The organism is Halomonas sp. AOP25-F1-15, assembly GCF_052378675.1.
GTDB lineage: Bacteria > Pseudomonadota > Gammaproteobacteria > Pseudomonadales > Halomonadaceae > Vreelandella > Vreelandella casei.
The window spans coordinates 156,171-180,305 of record NZ_JBQSXV010000007.1 but is presented as its reverse complement, the minus strand read 5'-3'; the positions used below and the strand labels follow the sequence as shown (position 1 = coordinate 180,305).

Here is a 24,135-nt window from a genome sequence, read left to right as displayed (position 1 = left end):
CATGGCTAAACTGTCTAAGCGTGCGAAGGTAATTCGCGAGAAAGTAGACACTAATAAAGCTTACTCTATTGAAGAAGCCGTAGCGCTGCTCTCTGAGCTGTCTACCGTTAAATTCAAAGAGTCTGTTGATGTTGCCATCAACCTAGGCGTTGACCCACGTAAATCTGACCAGGTAGTGCGTGGCGCTACGGTTATGCCTAACGGCACTGGTAAAGATGTACGTGTCGCGGTCTTCACTCAGGGTGCCAATGCCGAAGCCGCTAAAGAAGCGGGCGCCGACATTGTGGGCATGGAAGATTTAGCTGAGCAAGTGAAAAAAGGCGTGATGGATTTTGACGTCGTTATCGCTTCTCCTGACGCAATGCGCGTTGTCGGTCAGCTGGGTCAGATTTTAGGTCCGCGCGGCCTGATGCCTAACCCCAAAGTTGGCACCGTGACGCCTGACGTCGCGACAGCGGTTAAGAATGCTAAAGCTGGTCAGGTACGTTTCCGTACCGACAAAAACGGCATTATCCACACTACCCTGGGTAAAGTGGATTTTGACGTAGCAGCCATTAACGGTAACTTAGAAGCACTGGTTGCCGACCTTAAGCGCCTCAAGCCGAGCGCGTCGAAAGGCATTTACTTCAAAAAAATGACGCTGTCCACTACTATGGGCCCGGGTCTAACAATCGATCACTCTGCTTTTGCGTAAAGCGGGCGATCGTTGGTTTTTTTGAAAGAACAGAGCAAGAACTTTGCGGTCCCCCGTTTGGTGGCTACCACTGGCCGGGGCATCGTCAAAGACCGCAGGTGCCGCACTTAGTACGTACAGCTTGTACGCACAAGGGCGGCTTAATTGCCCCATAAGCGCCTGCGCAGATGGTGTGGCCGCCAGTTGGTTAAAGCTTTAAGCAGCTTTCTGGTGAGCACCATCCCTAAGGCTTCTCACGCTTTCTAGCTGTATGGCAGGGCGGTGTGGGAAGAGATGGTAACCACCGGAACCTTCTTGGGTTCCGGCACGAAGGAGTGATCACTGTGCCACTAGCACTTGAAGGCAAGAAAGCGATTGTTGCCGAGGTCAGTGAAGCGGCCAAGGGCGCACTCTCCGTCGTAGTTGCTGATTCTCGCGGCGTAACGGTTGGTAAAATGACCGATCTGCGTAAGCAGGCGCGTGAGAATGGCGTAGAGCTACGTGTTGTCCGTAACACGTTGGCTCGCCGCGCACTCGAGGGCACTCAGTGGGAGTGCTTAAACGATAGCTTCGTTGGTCCTACGTTGTTGGCCTTCTCTACAGAACACCCGGGCGCTGCCGCTCGACTGTTCAAAGAGTTTGCTAAAGTAGACAAAAACTTCGAAGTGAAAGCGTTGGCCTACGAAGGTGAGCTGATTCCGGCTGCTGACATCGATCGTCTAGCAACCCTACCGACTTACGACGAAGCAATTGCCAAGTTGATGTCGGTAATGAAAGAAGCCTCCGCTGGCAAGCTGGTTCGTACTCTGGCCGCCCTGCGCGATCAGAAGCAAGAAGCAGAAGCTGCATAAGCAGCGTTTCTTGCAGGCAGCGTGAACTGTTTTATCGGCGTGCTGCCTGAACCAAGCAATGAATCCTGAGTTCTCGGCTGACCGAGACTCCCGCAAAGTTAGGAATGAGACAATGGCACTGACCAAAGACGATATCATCAATGCAGTAGCCGACATGTCCGTAATGGAAGTTGTCGAGCTGATCGAAGCAATGGAAGAGAAATTCGGCGTTTCTGCAGCGGCTGCCGTTATGGCTGGTCCTGCTGCTGGCGGCGAAGTTGCTGAAGAACAGACTGAGTTTGACGTTGTTCTGACCTCTGCTGGTGAGAAGAAAGTTAACGTGATCAAAGCAGTTCGTGAGATCACCGGTCTTGGCTTGAAAGAAGCTAAAGGCGCTGTTGATGGCGCTCCTGCGACCATCAAAGAAGGCCTGTCTAAAGACGACGCTGAAGCTGCTAAAGCTAAGCTGGAAGAAGCGGGCGCCACCGTCGAGCTCAAGTAATTTTTGTGCGGACGGCTTTGCGCGCTGCGTAAGCTTCCACGGCTGGCGGCGGGATATCCCGCTGCCGGCCTTTTTCTGTTGTAACTGATGTTTACTAGCAGCAGCGGCAGAAATGTAAGAACGTAATTGAATATAGTGTTATCGACTACAGTGTTATCGAACTAGATTTTCGACGGCGAGCTACCGATTTAGGAGCTTGCTGTCTGCGTCTGACGAAGCCCGCCGGGCAGCGATGACCACGCATCGGTCACCCATGGTGAACAAGCTGGGGAATACAGATGGCTTACTCATATACTGAGAAAAAACGCATCCGCAAGGATTTCGGCAAACTGCCCCAAGTGATGGATGTGCCTTACTTGTTGGCTATCCAGCTTGATTCCTATTACGACTTCCTCCAGCAAGATCGTTCGCCCGACGAGCGTCACGAAGTCGGCCTGAACGCGGCGTTTAAGTCCGTGTTTCCGATTGAGAGCTTCTCCGGCAATGCGGCGCTTGAGTATGTCAGCTACCGTTTCGGCACGCCGGCGTTCGATGTTAAGGAATGCCAGCTACGCGGCGTCACTTACTCCGCTCCGCTGCGCGTTAAGGTTCGCTTGATCATCTATGATCGCGACTCTTCGAACAAAGCAATCAAAGATATAAAAGAGCAGGAAGTCTACATGGGGGAAATCCCCCTGATGACCGAGAACGGTACCTTTGTTATCAACGGTACTGAGCGGGTTATCGTTTCCCAGCTCCACCGCTCGCCCGGTGTGTTCTTCGATCACGACAAAGGCAAGAGCCACTCTTCCGGCAAACTGCTCTACTCAGCCCGCGTTATTCCTTACCGTGGCTCCTGGTTAGACTTTGAGTTTGATCCCAAAGACAACGTCTTTGTGCGTATTGACCGTCGCCGTAAATTACCGGCCTCGGTGTTGATGCGTGCGCTGGGAATGAGCACCGAAGAGATCCTGGCCGAATTCTTTGAAACCAGCGTCTTCCACATCGAGAAATCAGGTTTCTCTGTGGAGCTGGTGCCGTCGCGTCTACGCGGTGAAACCGCTACGTTTGATATCAAAGATACCGCCGGTGAGACGATTGTTGAAGAAGGTCGTCGGATTACCCAGAAGCACATTCGTCAGCTTGAAAAAGCCGGCCTTGAGCGCCTGGATGTGCCGATGGAGTATCTCTTTGGTAAAACGCTAGCCAAAGACCAAATCGACACTAAAACCGGTGAGCTGATCTGTCCGTGTAATACCGAGATCACCCCGGAAGTGCTGGAGCGTATGGCTCAGGGCGGCATTGCGCTGATTGAGACCCTGTACACCAACGATCTAGACTGCGGTTCTTTCGTCTCCGATACCTTGAAGCTGGATGCTACGAATTCCGCGCTTGAAGCATTGGTCGAAATTTATCGCATGATGCGTCCAGGCGAGCCGCCCACTAAAGAGTCTGCAGAGACGCTGTTCAACAACCTGTTCTTCTCTGAGGACCGCTACGACCTGTCGGGCGTTGGCCGCATGAAGTTCAACCGTCGCCTGCGTCGCGAGACTGACACAGGCTCTGGGGTATTGGATCGCAAAGACATCCTCGACGTGCTGCGCGAGCTGATCAGTATTCGTAACGGCTTCGGTGACGTTGACGATATCGATCACCTGGGTAACCGCCGTATTCGCTGTGTAGGCGAAATGGCCGAAAACCAGTTCCGCGTTGGCTTAGTGCGCGTAGAGCGCGCCGTTAAAGAGCGTCTTTCCATGGCGGAAAGCGAAGGCCTGATGCCCCAAGACTTGATCAACGCCAAGCCCGTAGCGGCGGCGGTGAAAGAGTTCTTCGGTTCCAGCCAGCTTTCGCAATTTATGGACCAAAACAACCCGCTTTCTGAGGTTACCCACAAGCGTCGTGTGTCTGCACTCGGCCCCGGTGGTTTGACCCGTGAGCGTGCTGGCTTCGAAGTACGTGACGTACACGCCACGCACTACGGGCGTCTATGCCCAATCGAAACGCCAGAAGGCCCGAACATCGGCCTGATTAACTCCTTGGCAACATATAGCCACACCAACAGCTACGGCTTTCTAGAAACGCCGTACCGGAAAGTGGTTGATCGCCAGCTGACTGACGACATCGTTCACCTTTCGGCGATCGAAGAGGGCGATTTCGTTATCGCTCAGGCGTCGGCGGCGGTCGATGAGTCTAACAAGCTGACCGATGACCTGGTGCAGGTGCGTCACCGCGGTGAAACCACCTTTATGCGTCCCGAGCAGGTTACCCTGATGGACGTATCGCCTCGTCAGGTAGTTTCGGTCGCTGCGGCATTGATTCCGTTCCTGGAGCACGATGACGCCAACCGCGCCTTGATGGGTTCGAACATGCAGCGTCAGGCAGTGCCGACACTGCGTGCTGATAAACCGCTCGTAGGTACCGGTATGGAGCGCTTTGTTGCTCGTGACTCCGGTGTCTGTGCGGTCGCGAACCGTGGCGGCGTGATTGACTCCGTTGACGCTCGCCGCGTGGTCGTACGTGTCAATGAAGATGAAATCATCGGCGGTGAAGCCGGTGTTGATATCTACAACCTGACCAAGTACACCCGCTCGAACCAAAACACCTGTATGAACCAGCGCCCCATCGTGCGTCCTGGTGACAGCGTAGCGCGCGGCGATATTCTTGCCGACGGCCCGTCTGTCGACATGGGTGATCTGGCCCTGGGCCAGAACATGCGCATCGCGTTCATGCCTTGGAACGGTTACAACTTCGAAGACTCCATCCTGCTTTCTGAGCGGGTGGTTCAAGAAGACCGTTTCACTACGATTCACATTCAGGAACTGACCTGTGTGTCTCGTGACACCAAGTTGGGCTCGGAAGAAATCACTGCCGATATTCCTAATGTAGGTGAATCCGCGCTCTCCAAACTGGATGAAGCCGGCGTCGTTTACATCGGTGCTGAAGTAGGCCCTGGCGACATTCTGGTTGGTAAAGTAACGCCGAAGGGTGAAACCCAGCTGACGCCAGAAGAGAAGCTGCTGCGTGCCATCTTCGGTGAGAAAGCGTCTGACGTTAAAGACACCTCGCTGCGTGCCCCTACCGGCATGAAAGGGACGGTCATTGATGTCCAGGTCTTCACCCGTGATGGCGTAGAGAAAGATTCGCGCGCGCTGACCATTGAACGGATGCAGCTTGATGAGGTTCGTAAGGACCTTCAAGAAACATACCGTATTGCCGAAGAAGCGACGTTTGAGCGTCTTCAGCGCACCCTGGAAGGTCAAGCGGTTAACGGTGGCCCGAACCTTAAGAAAGGCGATGTGCTTGATGATGCCTACCTTGAAGAGCTGCCACGTCAGCAGTGGTTCAAACTGCGTATGCAGGATGAGTCGTTTAATGAGCTGCTTGCTCAGGCCGACGAACAGCTGGAAAACCGTCGTAAAGAAATGGACGAGCGCTTTGAAGATAAGAAGCGCAAGTTAACCCAGGGCGATGACCTCGCGCCGGGTGTGCTGAAAATCGTCAAAGTTTATATGGCCGTCAAGCGCCGCATTCAGCCGGGCGATAAGATGGCCGGTCGTCACGGTAACAAAGGTGTTATCTCGGCGATTATGCCGATTGAAGATATGCCGTTCGATGAGAAGGGCGAGCCGGTCGACGTGGTGCTTAACCCGCTGGGTGTACCGTCACGTATGAACGTCGGTCAGATCCTTGAAACTCACTTGGGTATGGCGGCACGTGGCTTAGGCGTCAAGATTGAAGCCATGCTGCGCGATGCACGCGGTCAACAAGTTGCCGAAATTCGCGACTTCTTGGGTCAGATCTACAATACGCCAGGTACTCGCGTTGAAGATCTCGATTCTCTGACCGATGATGAAATCATCGCGCTGGCGAAGAACCTGAAAGGCGGTGTGCCCATGGCGACGCCGGTGTTTGACGGTGCTAAAGAGCACGAAATCAAGCATCTGCTGAAACTGGCGGACATTCCTGAGTCAGGTCAGATGGCCCTGTTTGATGGCCGTACCGGTGACGTCTTTGATCGTCCGGTTACCGTCGGCTATATGTACATGTTGAAGCTTAACCACTTGGTAGACGACAAGATGCACGCGCGTTCTACCGGTTCTTACTCGCTGGTTACCCAGCAGCCCTTGGGTGGTAAGGCGCAGTTCGGTGGTCAGCGCTTCGGTGAGATGGAAGTGTGGGCGTTGGAAGCTTACGGCGCGGCATACACGCTACAAGAAATGCTCACCGTCAAGTCGGACGACGTCGAAGGCCGCACCAAGATGTATAAAAACATCGTGGATGGCGACCACACCATGCAGGCAGGCATGCCGGAATCCTTCAACGTACTCGTGAAGGAAATCCGCTCGCTGGGCATCGATATCGAGTTAGAGAGCTAGGAGCCGTCCCATGAAAGATTTGGTGAAAGTACTCAAATCGCAGTCTCAGTCCGAAGAATTTGACGCGATCAAGATTACCCTGGCGTCGCCGGACATGATTCGCTCCTGGTCGTTTGGCGAGGTGAAGAAGCCTGAGACCATTAACTACCGTACCTTTAAACCGGAGCGGGACGGCCTGTTCTGCGCCAAGATTTTTGGCCCGGTAAAGGACTACGAATGCCTGTGCGGCAAATATAAGCGCATGAAGCATCGCGGTATTATCTGCGAAAAATGTGGCGTTGAAGTCACCAAAGCCGCCGTGCGCCGTGAGCGCATGGGGCACATTGAGCTTGCCTCACCGGTCGCTCACATTTGGTTTCTGAAGTCATTGCCGTCGCGTATAGGCATGTTCCTCGATATGACGTTGCGTGATATCGAGCGCGTGCTGTATTTCGAAAGCTTTGTGGTGATCGATCCAGGCATGACCACGCTAGAACGTGGTCAGCTGCTGAACGACGAGCAGTATTTCGAGGCACTGGAAGAGTTTGGCGACGACTTTGATGCCCGCATGGGTGCCGAAGCCGTTCAAGAACTGCTGAAAGACATCGATCTGGAAGAAGAGATTAATCATCTGCGTGAAGAAATTCCGCAGACGAACTCTGAGACCAAGATCAAGAAGCTTTCTAAGCGCCTGAAACTGCTTGAAGCGTTCTACCACTCTGGCAATGCGCCCGCGTGGATGGTCATGGAAGTGCTGCCCGTGCTGCCGCCGGATCTGCGTCCGCTGGTACCGCTGGACGGTGGCCGCTTCGCGACCTCTGATCTCAACGACCTTTACCGTCGTGTGATCAACCGCAACAACCGTTTGAAGCGTCTGCTGGATCTTAATGCGCCGGATATCATTGTGCGCAACGAGAAACGCATGCTTCAAGAAGCCGTTGATGCGTTACTCGATAACGGTCGTCGTGGCCGTGCGATCACGGGCTCTAATAAGCGTCCGTTGAAATCACTTGCCGACATGATCAAAGGTAAGCAGGGCCGCTTCCGCCAGAACTTGTTGGGTAAGCGCGTCGATTACTCGGGCCGTTCAGTAATCACCGTGGGCCCGACGCTGCGTCTGCACCAGTGTGGTCTGCCGAAGAAAATGGCGCTGGAGCTGTTCAAGCCGTTTATCTACTCCAAGCTTCAGTCGCTGGGCTACGCCTCGACGATTAAAGCCGCCAAGAAGATGGTTGAGCGCGAGTTGCCGGAAGTATGGGACATCCTTGCCGATGTTATCCGCGAGCATCCGGTACTGCTTAACCGTGCGCCTACGCTTCACCGTTTGGGTATCCAGGCGTTTGAGCCGCTGTTGATCGAAGGTAAGGCGATTCAGCTGCATCCGCTGGTCTGTGCTGCCTACAACGCCGACTTTGACGGTGACCAGATGGCGGTACACGTACCGCTAACGCTGGAAGCGCAGCTTGAAGCGCGTGCGCTGATGATGGCGACAAACAACGTGCTGTCGCCTGCTAACGGCGAGCCGATTATCGTACCGTCGCAAGACGTTGTTCTGGGTCTGTACTACATGACCCGCGAAAAGATCAACGCCAAAGGCGAGGGCATGGTGTTCTCTGACCTCAACGAGGTAGAGCGCGCGTTTGGTACTCAGTCGGTTGCGCTACACGCTCGTGTCAAAGTGCGTTTAGACGAGATCGACGTAGAAGAAGAAACTGGCGAGCGCAGCTTCCACCGCCGCATTTATGACACGACGGTGGGTCGTGCCATGCTATTCCGTATTTTACCGGAAGGCGTGCCGTTCGCGCTGATTGATCAGCCGATGAAGAAGAAGGCGATCTCCAGTCTGATCAACGAAGTGTATCGTCGTGCTGGTCTGAAGCCGGCCGTTATCTTCGCTGACCAACTGATGTATACCGGCTTCCGTTTGGCCACCTGGTCCGGTGCTTCTATCGGTGTTAACGACTTCGTTATTCCCGATGAAAAAACCGCGATTGTTGACGCCGCTGAAGCCGAAGTTAAAGAAATTGAAGACCAGTTCTCTTCTGGCCTAGTAACAGCGGGTGAGAAGTACAACAAGGTTATCGATATTTGGTCCAAGGCCAACGATAAAGTCGCCAAGGCGATGATGGTCGGTATCTCTAAAGAAACCGTCATCGATCGTGATGGCAACGAAGTTGAGCAGGATTCGTTTAACAGCGTCTTCATCATGGCTGATTCCGGGGCGCGTGGTTCTGCTGCCCAGATCCGTCAGTTGGCCGGTATGCGTGGCCTGATGGCCAAGCCGGATGGTTCGATCATCGAAACGCCGATTGTTGCCAACTTCCGTGAAGGTTTGAACGTACTTCAGTACTTCATCTCGACTCACGGTGCGCGTAAAGGTTTGGCGGATACGGCACTAAAAACAGCTAACTCCGGTTACCTGACGCGTCGTCTGGTCGACGTGGCGCAAGACTTGGTTATTACCGAAGTTGATTGCGACACTGAGAACGGTTTGACGCTGCACCCGATCATCGAAGGCGGCGACATCATTGTACCGCTCTCTCAGCGTGTGTTGGGTCGTGTTGTTGCACAAGAAGTCGTGCATCCGGGTACCGGCGAGATCTTGATTCCTCGCACAACATTGCTGGACGAGAAGTGGTGCGCCGAGCTTGACACCATGGGTGTCGACGAAATTATCGTGCGCTCGACCATTACCTGTGAAACTGCTCACGGTGTATGTGCTTCTTGTTACGGTCGTGACTTGGCGCGTGGCCATCAGGTCAACATTGGCGAGGCTGTCGGCGTTATCGCGGCACAGTCAATTGGCGAGCCGGGTACCCAGCTGACCATGCGTACGTTCCACATCGGTGGTGCGGCATCGCGTTCTTCTGCGGTTGACAGCGTACAGGTTAAGCACGGTGGCAAGGTTCGTCTGCATAACATCAAGCACGTTGAGCGTGTCGACGGCAAATTGGTCGTGGTCTCTCGTTCCAGCGCCTTGGCAGTTGCCGATGAGCATGGCCGTGAGCGTGAGTACTACAAGCTGCCCTATGGTGCTGAGCTTTCCGTACGTGACGGCGATGTCGTTGATGCCGGTGCCATTGTTGCTAAATGGGATCCGCACACTCACCCGATCGTTGCTGAAGTAGAAGGTAAGGCGCAGTTTATCGATCTCGACGAAGGTGTCACCATGCACCGCAGCGTCGATGAAATGACCGGCCTGTCTTCTATTGAAGTTATCGAATCGGCGGCACGTCCGATCTCTGGTCGCGATAAGCGCCCGATGGTAATGCTGCAAGATAGCGCGGGCGAGTACGTGTCTGTTTCCGGTTCAAACACGCCGGTACAGTACTTGCTGCCTGGTAACTCGATTATTTCGGTTGATGACGGTGTCACTATCGGTGTGGGTGAAGTGGTTGCCCGTATTCCTGTAGAGGCTTCGGCTAACAAAGATATCACCGGTGGTCTGCCACGGGTTGCTGACTTGTTTGAAGCACGTAAGCCGAAAGAGTCGTCTATCTTGGCGGAAATCAGCGGTGTTGTTAGCTTCGGTAAAGAAACTAAAGGTAAGCGTCGTTTGATGATTACCCCGGAGTCTGGCGATCCGTTTGAAGCCTTGATTCCGAAATGGCGTCAAATCGCCGTCTTCGAAGGTGAAGCCGTCGAGAAGGGTGAAGTTATTTCTGATGGCCCGAGCAATCCTCACGATATCCTGCGTTTGCTGGGTGTTGAGGAACTTGCCAAGTACATCACTGCCGAAGTGCAGGACGTTTATCGTCTGCAGGGCGTAGGTATCAACGATAAGCACATCGAAGTGATCGTGCGTCAGATGCTGCGCAAGGTAGAGCTTACCGACTCAGGTGACTCTGATTTCATCACCGGCGACCAAGCTGAGCTGGTTCGCGTGCTGGAGCAGAACGTTCGTCTCGAGAAAGAGAAGAAATTCCCGGCTAAGTATCAGCGTATGCTGCTGGGTATTACCAAGGCCAGTTTGGCCACCGAGTCGTTCATCTCTGCGGCCTCCTTCCAGGAGACAACACGAGTACTGACCGAAGCAGCGGTGACCGGCAAACGCGATTATCTGCGCGGCCTGAAAGAAAACGTGGTAGTGGGTCGTCTCATACCAGCCGGTACGGGTTTGACTCACCACGCAGAGCGTCGTCGCAAGCGCGAAGACGTTGAGCAACTGTTCAACCCCTCGGCCACCGAGGTAGAGCAGGAGCTAGGTGCTCAGCTAACCGCTCTCGATTCTGACGATGAGCTGTAACGCTGGGGCTAGAAATAGTAAGTGAAGACAGTAAGTGAAAACGTAAGTAAAACGAATAGCTGACCTGAAAAGCGCAGTCTTGCCGGTTAAACCGCCGGCAAGGCTTGACGCCACATAGGGTCAGCCTTTAGAATGCGCAGCCTTTAACAGTGGGGTGGGTGCGCCCGCATCCGCTGCTTGTATTTGTTAAAAGGCTAAGGCAACCATTGGAGTCAGCTAAACACCATGGCAACGATTAATCAGCTAGTGCGCAAGCCGCGCAAGCGCCCCGTCACCAAAAGTGACGTGCCAGCGCTGCAGGCCTGTCCGCAAAAACGCGGCGTATGTACGCGCGTTTACACCACCACCCCGAAGAAGCCTAACTCGGCCCTGCGTAAGGTTTGCCGTGTGCGCCTTACCAACGGTTTCGAAGTATCTTCTTACATCGGTGGTGAAGGTCACAACCTTCAAGAACACTCTGTCGTTTTGATTCGTGGCGGCCGTGTAAAGGATTTGCCAGGTGTGCGTTATCACACCGTTCGTGGCGCCCTTGACACCTCCGGCGTTCAAAATCGTCGTCAGGGTCGTTCTAAATACGGTACTAAGCGTCCTAAGTCCTAAGTCTACGCTTAGAGTCTGCTGAGTAACGTTTTTCACGAATTTGACGGTCTGATAAGAGTAAGGTCGGGCGCCGCGAGTACTAGTAGGCGCAGCACGAGTCCCGGGTTTACCTGAAAGATCCTTAATTGAGGGCTTATCATGCCTAGAAGAAGAGTAGTAGCTAAACGCGACATCCTGCCGGATCCTAAGTTCGGAAGTGAGCGTCTGGCGAAGTTCATGAACCACCTGATGGTCAGCGGCAAAAAGTCCATAGCTGAGCGCATCGTCTACGGTGCGTTGGACAAGGTTGCCGAGCGTAGTAAAGAAGATCCGCTGGAAATCTTCGACAAGGCGTTGGAAGCCATCCAGCCTATGGTCGAAGTGAAGTCGCGCCGTGTGGGTGGTGCGACCTATCAGGTGCCGGTTGAAGTTCGTCCGTCACGCCGTCAAGCGCTTGCAATGCGCTGGCTGGTAGACGCTGCGCGTCGTCGCGGTGAGAAAACCATGGTGCACCGTCTGGCTGGTGAAATGCTGGATGCTGCTGAAGGTAAAGGTTCTGCTGTTAAGAAGCGCGAAGACGTGCATCGCATGGCAGAAGCCAACAAAGCCTTCTCGCACTACCGTTTCTAGATTTCGCGTTTTTAGATTTTTTAAATTCGGCGTTTCTAAAATCGGCGTTTTTAAACTCGGCGTTTTTGAGTACGACGTTTTTAAGTTCGGGTTTATATATGCACGTAGTTCAGCATGCGAATGTACGCTGAGTCGCTGTGTTGCAATACTTAGCCACTATCCTTCTAGGGTAGTGGCGGTAGCATAAGCCTCGCTTGCATGCGCCGCTAAATTAACGAGCATCGCCAACAAATGGGAGTTTCATCGTGGCACGCAAGACTCCACTGAATCGTTATCGCAATATCGGTATCGTTGCTCACGTTGACGCGGGTAAAACCACGACAACTGAGCGCGTACTGTTCTACACCGGCCTTTCCCACAAAGTGGGTGAAGTGCACGACGGTGCTGCGACGACAGACTGGATGGAGCAGGAGCAGGAGCGTGGTATCACTATCACCTCTGCTGCTGTTACTACCTTCTGGCAAGGCATGAGCAAGCAGTTTCCTGAGCACCGTATCAATATTATCGACACCCCAGGGCACGTTGACTTCACGATTGAAGTTGAGCGTTCTCTGCGCGTACTCGATGGTGCCGTGGTTGTACTGTGTGGTTCTTCCGGCGTTCAGCCCCAGACCGAAACTGTATGGCGTCAAGCCAACAAGTATGAAGTTCCGCGCATGGTGTTCGTCAATAAGATGGACCGTACCGGCGCTGACTTCTTCATGGTTGTTGAGCAGCTCAAAGAGCGTCTAGGTGCTAACGCTGTGCCGATCCAGATTAACTGGGGCACGGAAGAAGACTTTAAAGGCGTTATCGACCTTCTCCAGATGAAAGCCATCCTTTGGGATGAGGCAAGTCTGGGTATGAACTATGAGCTCGTCGATATTCCTGCTGACTTGCAAGAAACGGCTGAGAAGTATCGCGAAGAAATGGTTGAAGCCGCTGCCGAAGGCTCTGATGAGCTGATGGAGAAGTATCTCGACGGTACTGAACTCAGCATCGAAGAGATCAAGGCTGGTCTGCGCGCGCGTACTCTGCGTAACGACATCGTGCTGGTCACCTGTGGTTCTGCCTTTAAGAACAAAGGCGTTCAAGCAGTGTTGGACGGCATTATCGAATACATGCCTTCGCCGACTGAAGTTAAGGCGATCGAAGGTGAGCTTGACGATAAAGACGGTACCATTGCCACACGTATCGCCGATGACAGCGCGCCGTTTGCGGCGCTGGCGTTCAAGATCGCGACCGACCCCTTCGTTGGTACGCTGACCTTTATCCGCGTCTATTCGGGTGTTCTGAAATCTGGTGACGGCGTTTATAACTCCGTTAAACAGAAGAAAGAGCGCGTTGGTCGTATCGTTCAGATGCACGCCAACTCACGCGAAGAGATCAAAGAGATCCTGGCTGGCGATATCGCTGCTTGTATCGGTCTGAAAGACGTCACCACCGGTGACACACTGTGCGATATCGACAACAAAATTGTTCTCGAGCGTATGGAGTTCCCGGATCCGGTTATTTCGGTTGCTGTTGAGCCGAAGACCAAGAGTGACCAAGAGAAGATGGGTGTTGCTCTGGGCAAATTGGCTCAGGAAGATCCTTCCTTCCAAGTTAAAACCGACGAAGAAACCGGCCAGACGATTATTTCTGGTATGGGCGAGCTTCACTTGGACATTATCGTTGACCGTATGCGTCGCGAGTTCAAGGTTGAAGCTAATATCGGTAAGCCTCAAGTAGCCTACCGCGAAACGATTCGCGGCAGCGTTGAGCAAGAAGGCAAGTTCGTGCGTCAGTCCGGTGGTCGTGGTCAGTATGGTCACGTTTGGCTGCGTATCGAGCCGCTGACTGCAGCAGAAAAGGGTGAAGGCGAAGATGAAATTTTCTTCAAATTCAACTCTGAAGTCGTGGGCGGTACGGTTCCTAAGGAATACATCCCCGCGGTTGAGAAGGGTGCTTATGAGCAGCTCAAAAACGGCGTCATCGCGGGTTACCCGATGATCGACGTTAAAGTGTCGCTGTTCGATGGCTCTTTTCACGACGTGGACTCTAACGAGACTGCGTTCAAGATTGCTTCTTCTATGGCCGTTAAAGAAGGTGCCAGGAAGGCCAAGGCCGTGCTGCTGGAGCCGGTGATGAAGGTCGAAATCGTGACCCCCGAAGAGTTTATGGGTGACGTCATGGGCGACCTGAGCCGTCGTCGCGGTCTGGTGCAGGGCATGGATGACTCTTCCGCAGGTAAAGTCATTCGTGCAACGGTACCGCTGGGTGAGATGTTCGGTTACGCAACCGACCTACGCTCGCAATCCCAGGGCCGTGCGAGCTACTCTATGGAGTTCTCGAAGTACGAGGAGGCGCCCTCCAGCGTCGTTGAAGCCGTCATCAATCAAAACGGTTAACCGTTAGCTAACGTAAAGAGGTTATAGCAGTGGCTAAGGAAAAATTTGAACGTTCCAAACCGCACGTCAACGTCGGCACCATTGGTCACGTCGACCACGGTAAAACGACTCTGACAGCGGCCCTAACCCGCGTGTCTGCTGAAGTTTTCGGCGGCGACTGGAGCGAGTTCTCGTCTATCGATAACGCTCCTGAAGAGCGCGAGCGCGGTATCACGATCGCTACGTCGCACGTGGAATACCAGTCTGAAATGCGCCACTACGCGCACGTTGACTGCCCAGGACACGCTGACTACGTCAAGAACATGATCACCGGTGCTGCGCAGATGGACGGCGCGATCCTGGTATGTTCTGCCGCTGACGGCCCGATGCCGCAAACTCGCGAGCACATCCTGCTGTCTCGTCAGGTTGGCGTACCGTACATCGTTGTGTTCCTGAACAAAGCGGACATGGTTGATGACGAAGAGCTGCTCGAACTGGTAGAGATGGAAGTTCGTGAACTCCTCGACCAGTACGACTTCCCGGGCGACGACACGCCGATCATCACAGGTTCTGCGCTGATGGCGTTGAACGGTGAAGATGAGAACGGCATGGGCACCACCGCCGTTGCTAATCTGATCAAAGCTCTGGATGATTACATTCCTGAGCCGGAGCGTGCGATCGACCAGCCGTTCCTGATGCCGATCGAAGACGTGTTCTCTATCTCTGGCCGCGGTACTGTTGTAACCGGTCGTGTAGAGCGCGGTATCGTGAAAGCGGGCGAAGAAGTTGAAATCGTCGGTATTCGTGACACCACTAAAACGATCGTTACTGGCGTTGAAATGTTCCGCAAGCTGCTCGACGAAGGTCGTGCTGGTGAGAACGTTGGCGCCCTGCTACGTGGTACTAAGCGTGATGACGTCGAGCGTGGTCAGGTACTGGCCAAGCCAGGCAGCATTCATCCGCACACTACCTTCGAAGCAGAAGTTTACGTTCTGTCCAAAGAAGAAGGTGGTCGTCATACGCCTTTCTTCAAGGGCTACCGTCCTCAGTTCTACTTCCGTACCACCGATGTAACGGGTACTTGTGAACTGCCGGAAGGTGTTGAAATGGTTATGCCTGGTGACAACGTGCAAATGGTTGTTACCTTGATCGCTCCGATTGCCATGGACGACGGTCTACGCTTCGCAATTCGCGAAGGTGGTCGTACTGTCGGTGCTGGCGTTGTAGCTAAGATCGTCAAGTAAACTATTTGCTTGAATGATGAAGGGGGCTCTGATGAGCCCCCTTTTCTGCGCACCATCAGCAAATGTTTGACATGGGCTTGTGGCGTGCCTATAATGCGCATCCTTTGAATGCGTGGGTAGACGGCTCGCGCCGTCGACATCCATTGGAGTTTAGGGCAAATGCAGAACCAAAAGATTCGCATTCGGTTGAAAGCGTTCGACCATCGCCTGATCGATCAGTCCACAGCGGAGATTGTTGAAACCGCTAAGCGTACTGGTGCTCAGGTTCGTGGGCCGATCCCGCTGCCAACCAACCGTGAGCGCTTCACCATTCTGATCTCGCCGCACGTCAATAAAGATGCGCGTGACCAGTATGAGATTCGTACTCACAAGCGTGTGCTCGACATCGTTGAGCCGACTGAGAAAACTGTTGATGCACTGATGAAGCTCGATCTCGCTGCTGGCGTTGACGTGCAAATCAAGCTCAACTAATTACACTAGTCACTTTGCGGCCCAGCGTTCATCGCTTGTTTTAAACAAGCTTAGTATGATCAGCAGCCGCCACGCCGTGAGGCGCCATACAATGTGCTAGTGGAATGCTCTGGAAAGGGCAGCCATAGCGGGTGATAGCCCCGTACACTATAGGAGACTGAGTATGACTATCGGTTTAGTCGGTAAAAAGGCCGGGATGACCCGTGTCTTTACCGAAGACGGCGCGTCTGTGCCCGTAACCGTTATTGAAGTTGATCCTAATCGTGTTACACGCGTTAAATCTGTCGAGTCTGACGGTTACGCAGCGATTCAGGTCACATCTGGTTCTCGTAAAGCCAAGCACCTCACCAAAGCGCAAGCTGGACAGTTTGCCAAGGCGGGTGTTGAGGCTGGTCGTGCACTGATGGAATTCCGTCTTGCAGAAGGCGAAACAATTCCTGAGGTGGGTGGCGAAATCACCGTATCCCTCTTCGAAGCTGGTCAAATGGTTGACGTGACTGGCACCTCTAAAGGTAAGGGCTTCCAGGGTGCTGTTAAGCGCTGGAATTTCCGTACCCAAGACATGACTCACGGTAACTCTCTGTCGCATCGCGCGCCGGGTTCTATCGGCATGTGTCAGACTCCGGGTCGCGTTTTCAAAGGCAAAAAGATGGCCGGTCAAATGGGTAATGCCCGTTGCACCGTTCAAAGCCTTGAGATCGTCCGTGTCGACGCCGAGCGTAACCTGCTGCTGATCAAAGGCGCAGTGCCGGGTGCTCCCGGTAGTGACGTTATCGTTCGCAGCGCCGTGAAAGCTGGCTGAAGGGGATAATTACCAATGAATCTGAATCTTGCTGCAGGCGCGGGTACCGTTGAAGTAGCCGACGCCACTTTTGGCAAAGAATTCAACGAAGCGCTCGTTCACCAAGTGGTTACTGCCTATTTGGCTGGTGGCCGTCAGGGAACTCACGCACAAAAGAGTCGTTCCGATGTTCGTGGCGGTGGTAAAAAGCCTTGGCGTCAGAAAGGCACCGGTCGTGCACGTGCCGGTACTATCCGCTCTCCGCTATGGCGTGGCGGCGGCGTAACCTTCGCGGCTCGTCCGCAAGACTACACTCAGAAGGTTAACCGCAAGATGTACCGCGCAGCGATGCGCTCCATCCTGTCTGAGCTGGTACGTCAAGAGCGTCTAGTCGCGATTGAAGAGTTCAGCGTCGATGCGCCTAAGACCAAGCAGGTAGCTGCCAAGCTGAAAGAGCTCAACCTTGAAAAAGTGTTGATCGTCACTGAAGAAGTTGACGAAAAACTCTATTTGGCCGCACGCAACCTTCCCCACGTTGATGTGGTGGATGTCGCGGCAGCTGACCCGGTAAGTCTGGTAGCCTTTGATAAGGTCCTGATTACCGTCTCCGCCCTGCGTAAATTCGAGGAGAAGCTGGCATGAACCAGGAACGCGTATTCAAGGTTCTGCTTGGGCCGCACGTGACCGAAAAGGCCGCGATGGCAGCCGAGCGCAACCAGTACGTTTTCAAGGTGGCACGCGATGCTACCAAGCCCGAGATCAAGAAAGCCGTAGAAGCACTTTTCGGCAAGAAGGTCGGCAGTGTTCAGGTACTGAACATGAAGGGTAAAACGAAGCGTACTGCGAACGGTGTTGGCCTACGTAAGGGTTACCGCAAAGCGTATGTGACCCTGGCTGCGGGTGAAACGCTCGAAGACTTCACAGGCGCCGAATAGGGCAGGAGTACGGATAATGGCAATCGTCAAGACCAAACCCACTTCCGCCGGTCGTCGCCACGTCGTCAAGATCGTTGGCGAGGAACTGTTCAAGGGCCGTGCTTATGCACCGCTTTTGGAAAAACAGTCCAAGTCCGGTGGCCGTAATAATAACGGTCGCATCACCACTCGCCACATAGGCGGTGGTCATCGTCACCACTATCGGTTGATCGATTTCAAACGTACCAAGGATGGCGTTCCAGCCACCGTTGAGCGTTTAGAGCACGATCCCAATCGCAGTGCGCACATTGCACTGCTGATGTATGCCGATGGTGAGCGTCGTTACATCATTGCACCGAAAGGTGTCAGCGCGGGTGACGTGCTGGAATCTGGTGTTAATGCGTCGATCAAGAAAGGCAATGCATTGCCGCTGCGCAACGTCCCATTGGGTTCTACGGTGCACTGCATCGAACTCAAGCCGGGTAAAGGTGCGCAGATTGCACGCAGTGCCGGTACAAGCGCCCAGTTGGTAGCTCGTGAAGGTAACTACGCCACGCTACGTCTTCGCTCTGGCGAAATGCGTAAAGTATTGGCTGAGTGCCGCGCGACGTTGGGCGAGGTGAGCAACTCTGAGCACAGCCTGCGTCAACTTGGCAAGGCCGGTGCGAAGCGCTGGAGAGGCGTGCGTCCGACTGTTCGCGGTGTCGCGATGAACCCGGTGGATCACCCACACGGTGGTGGCGAAGGCCGCACCAGTGGTGGTCGTCACCCGGTCTCCCCTTGGGGTGTGCCGACTAAGGGTCACAAGACGCGTAAGAACAAGCGCACCGACAAGCTGATCATCCGTCGTCGTAATAAGACGCGCTGATCTAAATTGCCCAGACACTAAGAGGTAACGGCTGTGCCACGTTCACTAAAGAAAGGTCCCTTCATTGACCTTCATCTTTTGAAGAAGGTAGAGGCTGCAGTGGAGAAGAACGATCGCAAACCAATTAAGACTTGGTCGCGCCGTTCAATGATCCTGCCAAACATGGTAGGCCTCACTATCGCTGTCCATAATGGTCGTCAACACATCCCGGTGCACGTATCCGAGGAAATGGTTGGCCACAAATTGGGCGAATTCGCTGCTACTCGCACTTATCGCGGGCATGCGGCGGATAAAAAAGCCAAACGGTAAGCCAGAGAGGATTGAGAGATGGAAGTCACAGCTAAGCTGCTTGGCGCTCGTTTATCCGCCCAGAAGGCCCGTTTGGTGGCTGACCAGGTGCGCGGTAAACCTGTCGCCGAGGCACTCGACCTGCTGACCTTCTCACCGAAGAAGGCTGCTAAGCTGGTTAAGAAGGTGCTGCAATCCGCCATAGCAAACGCGGAAGAAAATAACGGCATGGATATTGACGAGCTGCGTGTCTCGACCATCTGCGTCGATGAGGGCATGACGCTCAAGCGTATCAAGCCGCGTGCCAAAGGGCGTGCGGATCGTATCTTGAAGCGCACGTGCCACATCACCGTCAAGGTAGCCGAGAAGTAGGAGTCGACCGATGGGTCAGAAAGTCAATCCAACAGGCATTCGACTGGGCATCGTCAAAGACCATGCTTCTGTCTGGTATGCTGAGCGCGGCGCTTACGCCGATAAGCTCAATAACGATCTCGAAGTGCGTAGCTTCTTGGAAGAGCGTCTTAAAAGCGCTTCTGTGAGCCGCATCCACATCGAGCGTCCGGCGAACAACGCCCGCATCACCATTCACACCGCCCGTCCGGGTATTGTGATTGGTAAGAAAGGTGAAGATGTCGACCGTCTGCGTCGCGATCTCACCCAGATGATGGGTGTCCCCGTGCATGTGAACATCGAAGAAGTTCGCAAGCCGGAGCTGGATGCCAAGCTAGTCGCTGCTAACGTAGCGGGTCAGCTTGAGCGTCGCGTGATGTTCCGTCGTGCTATGAAGCGCGCGGTACAAAACGCAATGCGTCTTGGCGCTGGTGGCATCAAGATTCAGCTGTCAGGTCGTCTTGGTGGCGCTGAAATCGCACGTACCGAATGGTACCGCGAAGGTCGCGTTCCGTTGCACACGTTGCGTGCGGATATCGACTACGCCACTTACGAAGCTCACACCACCTATGGCGTTATCGGCGTCAAAGTGTGGATCTTCAAGGGTGAAATCCTCGGCGGTATCGAGGAAGTACGTGCCAAGGCCAAACAGCCTGCCGGCAACGCGCCCAAGAAGAAAGGTTCCAGGTAAGGGGAGAGCGAGTCGATGTTACAGCCCAAGCGTATGAAATTCCGCAAGATGATGAAAGGCCGCAACCGTGGCCTGGCGCATCGCGGAAGCAAGATCAGCTTCGGGGAATATGGCCTTAAAGCTACCGGTCGCGGCCGCATCACTGCGCGTCAGATCGAAGCAGGCCGTCGTGCGATCACACGTCACGTTAAACGTGGCGGTAAGATCTGGATCCGCGTCTTCCCTGATAAGCCGATCTCTAAGAAGCCGCTCGAAGTTCGTATGGGTAAAGGTAAAGGTTCTGTTGAGTACTGGGTAGCCCAGATCCAACCGGGTCGGGTCCTTTATGAAATAGAAGGCGTGTCGGAAGAGCTCGCTCGTGAAGCGTTTGAGCTCGCCGCACAGAAAATGCCCTTATCCACCACCTTTGCGAAACGGACGGTGATGTGATGAAAGCCCAGGAAATTCGTGAAAAGTCCGCAGGAGAGCTCCAGGAGCAACTCCTCGAACTCCTCCGCGAGCAGTTTAACCTGCGCATGCAGAAGGCCACTGGCCAACTGAGCCAGACTCATCTGCTCAAGCAGGTCCGTCGGGATATCGCCCGCGTTAAGACTATGCTCAACGAGAAGGCAGGTGATTGAGATGGCCGAAGAGAAAACAACGCGTACGCTCACCGGTAAAGTGGTGAGCGATAAGATGGACAAGTCCATCGTCGTTATGATCGAGCGGCGCGAGCGTCACCCGATCTACGGAAAATACGTTAAGCGCTCCACCAAGCTGCACGCCCATGATGAGGCGAACCAGGCAAAGGCAGGCGATACGGTTTCCATTCAGGAGTGCCGTCCGCTTTCCAAGAAGAAAGCCTGGACGCTCGTCGAGGTGGTTGAACACGCCAAGGGTTAATCCCGAGGCTGTCCAATCAGTGTAGTCAGATTAGGTTTGGAGAAAACCGATGATTCAGACTCAGACAATGCTGGATGTCGCCGACAACAGCGGAGCGCGCCGGGTGCAATGCATCAAGGTGCTAGGCGGTTCACACCGTCGCTACGCTCGTATAGGTGATGTCATCAAGGTCACGGTTAAGGAAGCGATTCCGCGTGGCAAGGTCAAAAAAGGCCAGGTGCTAAAAGCGGTCGTGGTCCGGACCCGTAGTGGCGTCCGTCGTCCCGACGGTTCGCTCATCCGTTTCGATGGAAATGCGGCAGTTTTGTTGAATAACACCAACGAACAGCCCATCGGTACCCGTATTTTTGGGCCGGTGACTCGTGAACTTCGTAATGAAAAGTTCATGAAGATCATTTCCTTAGCGCCTGAAGTGCTGTAAGGAGCGAGGCGGATATGCAAAAGATCAAACGTGACGATGAAGTCATCGTCATCGCCGGGAAGGATAAAGGCAAACGTGGCACTGTTAAGCGGGTATTAGAAAGCCGCTTCTTGGTGTCCGGTGTGAACATGATTAAACGTCACACCAAGCCAAATCCCATGGCGGGTAATCAGGGCGGTATCGTCGAGCGTGAGGCTCCGATTCACGCGTCCAACGTAGCCATCTTCAATTCGGAGACCGGTAAGGCGGATCGCGTCGGCTTCCAAGTTAAGGAAGACGGTACCAAGGTACGTATCTACAAGTCGACGCAGACGCAGATCGACGCCTAACGCGAGTCGGGTAGCAAAATGGCGAACTTGAAAGAACGTTATCAAAACGAGGTAGCAGCTGAACTTAAAGAACAGTTTAGCTATGCCAACGTTATGCAGGTACCCCGGATCACGAAAGTGACTCTGAATATGGGTATCGGCGAAGCAGTCAACGATAAAAAGTTGATTGACAATGCCATCGGCGACCTAGAGAAACTCTCTGGTCAAAAACCGTTGGTGACCAAGGCACGTAAGTCCATCGCGGGCTTTAAGGTGCGCGAAGGTTGGCCAATCGGCATCAAGGTAACTCTGCGCGCTGAGCGTATGTGGGACTTCTTGGACCGTTTGGTTTACATCGCAATTCCCCGCGTGCGTGACTTCCGTGGTCTCAACCCGAAGTCCTTCGACGGTCGCGGCAACTATTCTATGGGTGTGCGTGAGCAGATCATCTTCCCGGAGATCGAGTATGATAAAATCGATCGCATCCGTGGGTTGGACGTCACTATCACTACTACCGCCAAAACCGATGAGGAAGGTCGTGCGCTGCTAGCGGCGCTGAACTTCCCCTTCAAGAAATAAGGGTGGGATCATGGCTAAGAAAAGTATGATAGAGCGTGAGCTCAAACGTACGCAATTGGTGGCGAAGTATGCCACCAAGCGTGCCGAGCTCAAGAAGATCATCTCAGGCGTTGATTCGTCTGAGGAAGACCGCTTCGAGGCGACGCTGAAGCTGCAGCAACTGCCGCGCGACTCAAGCCCGGTGCGTCAGCGTAACCGCTGCCGCATCACTGGTCGTCCGCACGGTTTTTACAACAAGTTCGGCCTCGGCCGTAACAAGCTGCGTGAAGCCGCCATGCGTGGCGACGTCCCTGGACTCAAAAAGTCCAGTTGGTAACGCCACGTAGAATCATCAGGAGCGCACATTAAATGAGCATGCAAGATACTCTAGCGGATATGATAACTCGTCTCCGCAATGCGCAGATGGCCACCAAGGAGACGGCTACCATGCCGTCCTCCAAGTTGAAAGTGCAAGTGGCCCGAGTGCTAAAGGAAGAAGGCTACATTGCCGACTTTACGGTTGCAGAGGGTGTTAAGCCTGAGCTGACCGTGACTCTCAAATACTTTGAGGGTAAGCCGGTTATTGAGCATATTCAGCGGGTTTCCAAGCCGTCCCTGCGCCGCTATATGGGCAAGGACAACCTGCCTAAGGTCGCCGATGGTCTTGGTATTGCGATTGTCACTACGTCAAGTGGTGTCATGACCGATCGTGCCGCGCGCCAAGCCGGTGTGGGTGGCGAAGTCATCTGCACCGTATTCTAGGAGGCTGGAATGTCCCGCATAGCGAAATATCCGGTTAAAGTGCCCGCCGGTGTTGATGTTAAAATCAATGCTGACCAGCTGACCGCCAAGGGCGGCCAGGGCACGCTATCTTTGACCATCCACTCAGATGTAGTGGTCGGTCAAGAAGATGGCCAGCTGACCTTCGCCCCGAGCGAATCTGCCAAGAGCTGGGCCATGGCCGGTACTACCCGCGCCTTAGTTCAGAACCTGGTAACGGGCGTATCCGAGGGTTTCACAAAGACTCTCGAAATTGTTGGCGTCGGTTATCGTGCCCAAGCTAAGGGCCAGACGCTCAATCTTTCACTGGGCTTCTCGCACCCGGTCGACTACGAACTGCCTGAAGGTGTCTCAGCGGAAACGCCGAAAAACACCGTGATCGTGCTGAAAAGCGCGAACAAGCAGCAGCTCGGTCAGTGCGCCGCGGAAATCCGCGCTTTCCGTCCGCCTGAGCCATATAAAGGCAAGGGTGTACGGTACGCCGACGAGCAGGTGCGTCGCAAAGAAGCCAAGAAGAAGTAAGGCAGGGTTATGAACGCGAAGAAAGAATCTCGTCTCCGTCGTGCCCGCCGCGCTCGCGCAAAGATCCGCGAGCTGGGCGTGTATCGCCTGTGCGTCAACCGTACCCCGCGTCACATCTATGCGCAGATTATCTCGCCGGATGGTGGCAAAGTGTTAGCCAGTGCTTCTACGCTGGACAAAGCACTGCGCGAGGGTGCGACCGGTAACTCAGATGCTGCCTCTAAAGTAGGTGCACTGATTGCCGAACGCGCTAAAGAAGCAGGCATCACCCAGGTGGCCTTCGACCGTGCTGGCTTTAAGTATCACGGCCGCGTCAAGGCTCTGGCCGACGCCGCACGTGAAGGCGGCCTGGAATTCTAAAGGGTTTTACGATGGCGAAGAACGAACAGCAAAGCGGTGATCTGCAAGAGAAGTTAGTGCAGGTCAACCGCGTCGCCAAGGTGGTCAAGGGTGGTCGTATTTTCGGCTTCACCGCACTGACCGTCGTTGGTGATGGTAAAGGTCGTGTCGGTTTCGGTCGTGGCAAGGCGCGTGAAGTGCCGGTCGCAATCCAGAAAGCGATGGATCAAGCTCGTCGCAATATGGTCAAGGTGAACCTTGCTGGCCACACGCTGCAGTACCCGATTAAAGCCCGTCACGGTGCTTCTAAGGTGTACATGCAGCCGGCTTCCGAAGGTACCGGTATTATTGCCGGTGGCGCCATGCGCTCTGTATTAGAGCTCGCTGGTGTCCACGATGTACTGGCCAAGTGCTACGGTTCCACCAACCCGGTTAACGTGGTACGAGCGACTGTTAAAGGTCTCTCCTCCATGCAAGCACCGGAAGACATCGCCGCTAAGCGCGGTCTGTCTGTCGACGCGATCACGGGGTAAGAC

The 24,135-nt window shown here is 54.1% G+C and carries 29 protein-coding genes; 28 read left to right on the top strand and 1 reads right to left on the bottom strand.

Annotated features, from left to right (window positions below; all coding sequences use genetic code 11):
- Nucleotide 1: 1 nt before the first annotated feature.
- From rplA to rpsG, 7 genes are all read left to right on the top strand, one after another.
- Entirely contained in the window at nt 2-694 is a 693-nt protein-coding gene (rplA, locus tag ACT3TF_RS14340; RefSeq protein ID WP_193063242.1) for a 50S ribosomal protein L1, read from the top strand.
- 323 nt (nt 695-1,017) lie between these two features.
- Nucleotides 1,018-1,524, top strand: a complete 507-nt coding sequence (gene rplJ / locus ACT3TF_RS14335; protein ID WP_096276544.1) for a 50S ribosomal protein L10 — start codon at nt 1,018-1,020, stop codon at nt 1,522-1,524.
- A 112-nt stretch (nt 1,525-1,636) separates the two neighbouring features.
- A complete protein-coding gene (rplL, locus tag ACT3TF_RS14330) occupies nt 1,637-2,005 on the top strand; it encodes a 50S ribosomal protein L7/L12 (RefSeq protein ID WP_096276542.1) in 369 nt (122 codons plus the stop codon).
- Nucleotides 2,006-2,283: 278 nt separating this feature from the next.
- Entirely contained in the window at nt 2,284-6,360 is a 4,077-nt protein-coding gene (gene rpoB / locus ACT3TF_RS14325) for a DNA-directed RNA polymerase subunit beta (RefSeq protein ID WP_193063240.1), read from the top strand.
- Between the two features lie 10 nt (nt 6,361-6,370).
- Entirely contained in the window at nt 6,371-10,585 is a 4,215-nt protein-coding gene (gene rpoC, locus ACT3TF_RS14320) for a DNA-directed RNA polymerase subunit beta' (protein WP_444625740.1), read from the top strand.
- Nucleotides 10,586-10,810: 225 nt separating this feature from the next.
- Complete coding sequence (gene rpsL / locus ACT3TF_RS14315) at nt 10,811-11,185, top strand: 30S ribosomal protein S12 (RefSeq protein WP_008959173.1); 375 nt, start codon at nt 10,811-10,813, stop codon at nt 11,183-11,185.
- 138 nt (nt 11,186-11,323) lie between these two features.
- On the top strand, nt 11,324-11,794 hold the full coding sequence (rpsG, locus tag ACT3TF_RS14310) for a 30S ribosomal protein S7 (protein WP_096276536.1): 471 nt from the start codon (nt 11,324-11,326) through the stop codon (nt 11,792-11,794).
- Here rpsG and ACT3TF_RS14305 read toward each other — a convergent pair.
- Complete coding sequence (locus ACT3TF_RS14305) at nt 11,727-11,894, bottom strand: pentapeptide repeat-containing protein (RefSeq protein ID WP_444672415.1); 168 nt, start codon at nt 11,892-11,894, stop codon at nt 11,727-11,729. The genes rpsG and ACT3TF_RS14305 overlap by 68 nt on opposite strands.
- Before the next feature lie 145 nt (nt 11,895-12,039).
- Between ACT3TF_RS14305 and fusA the strand changes: the two genes are divergently transcribed.
- The 21 genes from fusA (at nt 12,040) to rpsE (ending at nt 24,132) form a co-directional block, all read left to right on the top strand.
- Nucleotides 12,040-14,163 (top strand): elongation factor G, encoded by a 2,124-nt coding sequence (gene fusA, locus ACT3TF_RS14300; protein ID WP_444625741.1) that lies wholly within the window; start codon nt 12,040-12,042, stop codon nt 14,161-14,163.
- A 29-nt stretch (nt 14,164-14,192) separates the two neighbouring features.
- Nucleotides 14,193-15,386 carry an elongation factor Tu gene (gene tuf / locus ACT3TF_RS14295; RefSeq protein ID WP_444625742.1) on the top strand — a complete coding sequence of 398 codons (1,194 nt, stop codon included), beginning with the start codon at nt 14,193-14,195 and terminating at the stop codon, nt 15,384-15,386.
- 159 nt (nt 15,387-15,545) lie between these two features.
- On the top strand, nt 15,546-15,857 hold the full coding sequence (gene rpsJ, locus ACT3TF_RS14290) for a 30S ribosomal protein S10 (protein WP_096276530.1): 312 nt from the start codon (nt 15,546-15,548) through the stop codon (nt 15,855-15,857).
- Between the two features lie 163 nt (nt 15,858-16,020).
- Nucleotides 16,021-16,659, top strand: a complete 639-nt coding sequence (gene rplC / locus ACT3TF_RS14285; protein WP_008959169.1) for a 50S ribosomal protein L3 — start codon at nt 16,021-16,023, stop codon at nt 16,657-16,659.
- Between the two features lie 15 nt (nt 16,660-16,674).
- On the top strand, nt 16,675-17,280 hold the full coding sequence (gene rplD, locus ACT3TF_RS14280; protein ID WP_444625743.1) for a 50S ribosomal protein L4: 606 nt from the start codon (nt 16,675-16,677) through the stop codon (nt 17,278-17,280).
- Nucleotides 17,277-17,573, top strand: a complete 297-nt coding sequence (gene rplW / locus ACT3TF_RS14275; RefSeq protein ID WP_444625744.1) for a 50S ribosomal protein L23 — start codon at nt 17,277-17,279, stop codon at nt 17,571-17,573. The genes rplD and rplW overlap by 4 nt, the downstream gene beginning before the upstream one ends.
- Nucleotides 17,574-17,589: 16 nt before the next feature.
- Entirely contained in the window at nt 17,590-18,420 is an 831-nt protein-coding gene (gene rplB / locus ACT3TF_RS14270) for a 50S ribosomal protein L2 (RefSeq protein WP_444625745.1), read from the top strand.
- Between the two features lie 33 nt (nt 18,421-18,453).
- Nucleotides 18,454-18,729 (top strand): 30S ribosomal protein S19, encoded by a 276-nt coding sequence (gene rpsS / locus ACT3TF_RS14265; protein WP_096276522.1) that lies wholly within the window; start codon nt 18,454-18,456, stop codon nt 18,727-18,729.
- A gap of 18 nt (nt 18,730-18,747) precedes the next feature.
- The gene (gene rplV, locus ACT3TF_RS14260) at nt 18,748-19,080 is read left to right on the top strand and encodes a 50S ribosomal protein L22 (RefSeq protein ID WP_007112002.1); all 333 of its coding nucleotides are present in this window, start codon (nt 18,748-18,750) and stop codon (nt 19,078-19,080) included.
- 10 nt (nt 19,081-19,090) lie between these two features.
- Nucleotides 19,091-19,789 (top strand): 30S ribosomal protein S3, encoded by a 699-nt coding sequence (gene rpsC, locus ACT3TF_RS14255; RefSeq protein ID WP_008959164.1) that lies wholly within the window; start codon nt 19,091-19,093, stop codon nt 19,787-19,789.
- A gap of 15 nt (nt 19,790-19,804) precedes the next feature.
- Nucleotides 19,805-20,218, top strand: a complete 414-nt coding sequence (gene rplP / locus ACT3TF_RS14250; RefSeq protein ID WP_007112000.1) for a 50S ribosomal protein L16 — start codon at nt 19,805-19,807, stop codon at nt 20,216-20,218.
- Entirely contained in the window at nt 20,218-20,409 is a 192-nt protein-coding gene (rpmC, locus tag ACT3TF_RS14245) for a 50S ribosomal protein L29 (RefSeq protein WP_096276518.1), read from the top strand. Before rplP ends, rpmC begins: the two co-directional genes overlap by 1 nt.
- Before the next feature lies 1 nt (nt 20,410).
- Nucleotides 20,411-20,671, top strand: coding sequence for a 30S ribosomal protein S17 (rpsQ, locus tag ACT3TF_RS14240; RefSeq protein WP_096276515.1), 261 nt, complete (start codon nt 20,411-20,413; stop codon nt 20,669-20,671).
- 49 nt (nt 20,672-20,720) lie between these two features.
- Complete coding sequence (gene rplN, locus ACT3TF_RS14235; RefSeq protein WP_096276513.1) at nt 20,721-21,092, top strand: 50S ribosomal protein L14; 372 nt, start codon at nt 20,721-20,723, stop codon at nt 21,090-21,092.
- 14 nt (nt 21,093-21,106) lie between these two features.
- The gene (rplX, locus tag ACT3TF_RS14230; RefSeq protein ID WP_096276511.1) at nt 21,107-21,421 is read left to right on the top strand and encodes a 50S ribosomal protein L24; all 315 of its coding nucleotides are present in this window, start codon (nt 21,107-21,109) and stop codon (nt 21,419-21,421) included.
- A gap of 18 nt (nt 21,422-21,439) precedes the next feature.
- A complete protein-coding gene (rplE, locus tag ACT3TF_RS14225; protein WP_096276508.1) occupies nt 21,440-21,979 on the top strand; it encodes a 50S ribosomal protein L5 in 540 nt (179 codons plus the stop codon).
- A 10-nt stretch (nt 21,980-21,989) separates the two neighbouring features.
- A complete protein-coding gene (gene rpsN, locus ACT3TF_RS14220; protein WP_096276506.1) occupies nt 21,990-22,295 on the top strand; it encodes a 30S ribosomal protein S14 in 306 nt (101 codons plus the stop codon).
- 32 nt (nt 22,296-22,327) lie between these two features.
- A complete protein-coding gene (gene rpsH, locus ACT3TF_RS14215; protein WP_096276504.1) occupies nt 22,328-22,720 on the top strand; it encodes a 30S ribosomal protein S8 in 393 nt (130 codons plus the stop codon).
- 9 nt (nt 22,721-22,729) lie between these two features.
- A complete protein-coding gene (gene rplF, locus ACT3TF_RS14210; RefSeq protein WP_444625746.1) occupies nt 22,730-23,260 on the top strand; it encodes a 50S ribosomal protein L6 in 531 nt (176 codons plus the stop codon).
- Between the two features lie 9 nt (nt 23,261-23,269).
- Nucleotides 23,270-23,620, top strand: a complete 351-nt coding sequence (gene rplR, locus ACT3TF_RS14205; protein WP_008959159.1) for a 50S ribosomal protein L18 — start codon at nt 23,270-23,272, stop codon at nt 23,618-23,620.
- An 11-nt stretch (nt 23,621-23,631) separates the two neighbouring features.
- Entirely contained in the window at nt 23,632-24,132 is a 501-nt protein-coding gene (gene rpsE / locus ACT3TF_RS14200; RefSeq protein ID WP_096276500.1) for a 30S ribosomal protein S5, read from the top strand.
- Nucleotides 24,133-24,135: the final 3 nt, after the last annotated feature.